The sequence below is a fragment of the Dietzia maris genome (assembly GCF_014144855.1).
GTDB classification, from domain to species: domain Bacteria; phylum Actinomycetota; class Actinomycetes; order Mycobacteriales; family Mycobacteriaceae; genus Dietzia; species Dietzia kunjamensis.
This window is the reverse complement of sequence record NZ_JAALDN010000037.1, coordinates 1-4,427: the sequence shown is the minus strand read 5'-3', so window position 1 is coordinate 4,427 and position 4,427 is coordinate 1. Positions and strand designations below refer to the sequence as shown.

Below are 4,427 nucleotides of genomic sequence, written 5' to 3'. Positions count from 1 at the left end.
CGACGACGCCGATCTCGTGGAGGTGACCTTCACCGCCGGGATTGACCGCCCGGTCCGCCTGACCGCCGCGGAGGCGGTCACGCTCGAGACCGGGCTGGCGGTGTTCCTCGACCAGCCGGAGGTGATCGACCAGGGCGCGCTGCGCGACCTGCTGTCGACGCTCCGGACCGCCACCGGCGCCGACGTGCACGCCGGGGGGCTCGACGCCCGACGCGAGACGGCCGACTCGGACGCGGACGTCGTGCGCACGGCCGTCCACGACGGTCGGGCGCTGCGCTTCGTCTACCACTCGGCCAGCTCCGACACCTCCACCACCCGGGTCGTGGACCCCGCACGCCTGTCCGTCGCCGACGGCCATTCCTACGTCCACGGGGTGGACCGTGAGTCGGGTCAGTGGCGGACGTTCCGCACCGACCGGATGAGCGGGGTCGAGGAGGTGGGGCCGCGCCGCGCGCTGGGACCCCGACCCCAGGACGACGGCGAGGGCGACGTCCGCCTGGAGTCCGCCCGTGTCCCCGCCGCCGCGGCCTGGTTCCTCGACGAGTTCCGATTCCACAGCGTGGTCCGCCGCCCGGACGGCGACCTGGACGTGGAGATCGCCTACCACGACCGGGCGTGGCTCCTGCGCTTCCTGCTCGGTCACGCGGACGTCGTGCGGGCCGCCGATCCCGAACTGTCCGCCGAGGTGGCGCGCCGCGCCGTCGAGGGGCTGGAGGCGTACTCGGCGGAGCCGGGGGAGACCTCCGTGACGGATTCGTGAATTCTCGGTAAATAACCAGGTAGCAGCCGGTTTCGGGGAGCGCTCGGGTGACGCCGCCCGGTGTGGGTGCGCTAGCATGGGCACGTTGTCAGACAAACGGAGGTTGACATGGGTGCGTTGAGCATCTGGCACTGGCTCATCGTCCTCGCGGTGGTGCTCCTGCTGTTCGGTTCGAAGAAGCTCCCGGACGCCGCCCGCGGCCTCGGACGGTCGATGCGCATCTTCAAGTCCGAGATCAAAGAGATGCAGAACGACGACAAGCCGGTCGAGGACCCCGCGCCGCAGGCTCTCACCCAGGCGCAGCCGAACGCCGCCCAGTACGCGCAGCCGCAGGCACAGCAGTCCGCCCAGCCCCAGCCGCAGCAGTACCAGCCGCAGGCACCCCAGCAGTACCAGCCGCAGGGGCAGCCGAATGCCCAGGGGCAGGGTTACCCGCAGGCACCCCAGCAGCCGTACCAGCCACAGGGGCAGCAGCAGTACACCGACCCCACCGCCCCATACCACGGCGGTCAGGGTCAGCAGGGGCAGTAGGCCGACCCCTCCATGACGCAGACCGACACCGCGGACACCGGCGCCACCCGCAAGGGTGGCGCCGGTCGCCTGCTGACCAGACGCCGCCGCAGGCCCCGCAATCCCGACGGCACCATGCCGTTGATCGAGCACATCTACGAGCTCCGCAACCGCGTGCTCATCGCGATGGCGGCGATCATCGTGACGTTGGGCTTCGGATTCTGGTGGTACGGCAGCGGCTTCTTCGGCATCCCGTCGTTGGGCGGGATCCTCACCGGCCCCTACTGCGACATCCCCCCGGGTGCGCGCCTACAGCTCGGTGACGACGGCGACGAGTGTCGCCTGCTCGCCACCGGACCGTTCGAGCAGTTCATGCTCCGGCTCAAGGTGTCCGCCACCGCCGGCATCGTGTTGGCCAGCCCGGTCTGGCTGTACCAGCTGTGGGCGTTCATCACGCCCGGCCTGCACAAGAACGAGAAGCGCTACGGGGTCGTCTTCACCATCCTGGCCGCGGTGCTGTTCATCGGCGGCGCGGTGCTCGCCTACGTCGTGATCGTCCACGCGTTGGAGTTCCTGCTCTCGATCGGCGACAACGTCCAGACCACCGCGTTGTCCGGCACGCAGTACTTCACGTTCCTCATCCAGCTCATCCTCATCTTCGGCGTGAGCTTCGAGATCCCGCTCCTGATCGCGATGCTCAACGTCGCCGGGGTCGTGAGCTACGAGGTTCTCGCCAAGTCGCGCCGCGGGATCATCATGGGCATCTTCGTCTTCGCGGCCGTGGCCTCGCCCGGCCAGGACCCGTTCTCGATGCTCGCCCTCGCACTGGCGGTGACCATCCTCGTCGAGGGCGCGATCCAGTTCGCCCGCCTGCATGACAAGCGCAAGAACAAGTCCCGCGCCGACTGGCTCGAGGTCGACGACGAATCCGCCTCGCCCCTCGGCCCCGCCGACGACCTCGGCGGATCCAGCCCACTCGAGCGGCCCGCCCCTCTGACCACCCCGGCCCCGGACACCGGCACCCGAACGCCCGGCGACACCCGACCGCTCCAGGCCCCGGCCGGTGGCGGTTCACTCTATGACGACATCACCTGACCGTCCCCGGACCGATCACCTGCTCGGGGACTTCCTCACCGGGGAGGGGTTCTCGCCTGACCCCTTCCAACTGGAGGCGTTCTCCGCCCTCGACGCGGGAAGCAACCTGCTCGTCTCGGCGCCCACCGGGTCCGGCAAGACCCTCGTCGGCGAATACGCGGCTCACCGGGCGCTCGCCGGGGGAGGGCGCTGCTTCTACACCACCCCGATCAAGGCGCTGAGCAACCAGAAGTTCCGGCAGTTCCGCACGCGCTTCGGCCCCGAGAACGTGGGGCTGCTCACCGGCGACCACTCGATCGACGCGGACGCGCCCATCGTGGTGATGACCACCGAGGTCCTGCGGAACATGATCTACAGCGGCTCGTCGGCGCTCCACGACCTGGACTGCGTGGTGATGGACGAGATCCACTACCTCGGGGACCGCTCGAGGGGCGTCGTGTGGGAGGAGATCATCCTCACCCTCGATCCGGTCGTCCGCCTGGTCGGGCTGTCCGCCACCCTGAGCAACACCGACGAGCTGGGCGACTGGATCACCGAGATCCGTGGCGACACCGCGGTGGTGCTGTCCGAGCACCGTCCCGTGCCGCTGGCCCACATGCTCTACACCGACGGGGACCTGATCCCCATCCGGGCCGCTGCCGACCAGCGCAGACGGTCCCGGAGCGGCTACCACGAGGAGCGGGTCACGGCCCGGCCCCGAGCGCAGTGGGCCAGACGCCAGGACGTCATCGAGAAGCTCGACGACGAGCGACTCCTGCCGGCCATCTACTTCGTGTTCTCCCGGGCGGGGTGCGACGGCGCGGTCGCTCAGATGCGTCGCGCCCGCCTCCGGCTCACCACCGGGGAGGAGGCCCGGCGTATTGCCTCACACGTGGACGCCGCCTGCGCCGAGGTCCCACAACACGACCTCGACGCCCTCGATTTCACCTCGTTCCGCGCCGGGCTGGTCAACGGGCTCGCCGCCCATCACGCCGGGATGCTCCCGCTCTTCCGCACCATCGTGGAGGAGCTGTTCTCCGCAGGGCTGATCAAGGTCGTGTTCGCGACCGAGACCCTGGCGCTGGGCATCCACATGCCGGCTCGCGCGGTGGTGCTGGAGAAGACGACCAAGTTCAACGGCGACACCCACGCGATGCTCACCTCCGCGGAGTACTCACAGATCACGGGCCGGGCCGGCAGACGGGGCATCGACACCAAGGGCACGGCAGTCGTGCTCGACCAGCCGGACCTCGACCTGGACGCCCTGTCCGCGCTCGTCGACACCCCGCGGTTCCCATTGCACAGTGCCTTCGCTCCCGACTATTCGATGGCGGTCAACCTCGTCGAGCAGCTCGGCGTCGAGGAGGCCACCATCCTGATCGGCCGGTCGTTCGCCCAGTTCCAGACCGACCGCACCCTGGTGTCCCGGTCCCGCGCCATCGAGCGCCGGTCCGATGAGCGCGACCGCATGCGGGCGTCGCTCGAGGAGGCCGGGGGAGACGAGGACCTCGACGAGTACATGGGGTTGCGCGCCGAGCTCAGCCGTCTCGAACGCAAGGCCGAGAAGTCGAACCGGGACGACCGGCTGGCGTCCGTGCGCGCGGCCATGCTCAAGCAGACCGCCGGCTCCGTGATCACCGTGGGCCGCAAACGATTCGGCATGGTGGCGACCGTGCTGCAGGTCCGGACCGACATCCAGTCCGACCCCGCGCTGCTCTGTCTCACCGACACCGGGTGGACCGGCTGGTTACGCCAGAACGACTTCGCCTCGCCCCCGATCCCCGTGGGTCGGGTCGACCTGCCCAAGGGCCGCCGCAAGCTCGACGGGCGCGCCAAGCGGGCTCTGGTCCAGCGGATGGAGCACCTGCGGGGCAAGGCGAAGGGTCGGATGAAGAACGCCGGCGGTAAGCCGGTCCGCAAGGACCCGCGGATCGCCGCGGGGCGCCGGGCACTCCGGCAGCACCCGCTGCACGAGGACCCCCGGATGGACAAGCTCGCCCGCCTCCACGAGCGCTGGGCCCACGCCGACGCCGACGTGGCCGCGCTCACCGCCGAGGTCGACGCCGACGCCGATTCGCTGGCC

General features: G+C 70.1%; 4 protein-coding genes. All 4 read left to right on the top strand.

Annotation, left to right across the window (positions count from 1 at the left end):
• Positions 1 to 760, top strand: a 760-nt coding sequence (locus G6024_RS01370; protein ID WP_159147696.1) for a helix-turn-helix transcriptional regulator, incomplete at its 5' end; no start/stop codon positions are given.
• Positions 761 to 868: 108 nt separating this feature from the next.
• Entirely contained in the window at positions 869 to 1,291 is a 423-nt protein-coding gene (gene tatA, locus G6024_RS01365; protein ID WP_067714472.1) for a Sec-independent protein translocase subunit TatA, read from the top strand.
• A 12-nt stretch (positions 1,292 to 1,303) separates the two neighbouring features.
• Positions 1,304 to 2,365, top strand: coding sequence for a twin-arginine translocase subunit TatC (gene tatC / locus G6024_RS01360; RefSeq protein ID WP_132063311.1), 1,062 nt, complete (start codon positions 1,304 to 1,306; stop codon positions 2,363 to 2,365).
• A partial coding sequence (locus G6024_RS01355) for a DEAD/DEAH box helicase (protein ID WP_159147694.1) occupies positions 2,349 to 4,427 on the top strand: 2,079 nt, incomplete at its 3' end. The genes tatC and G6024_RS01355, both read left to right, overlap by 17 nt.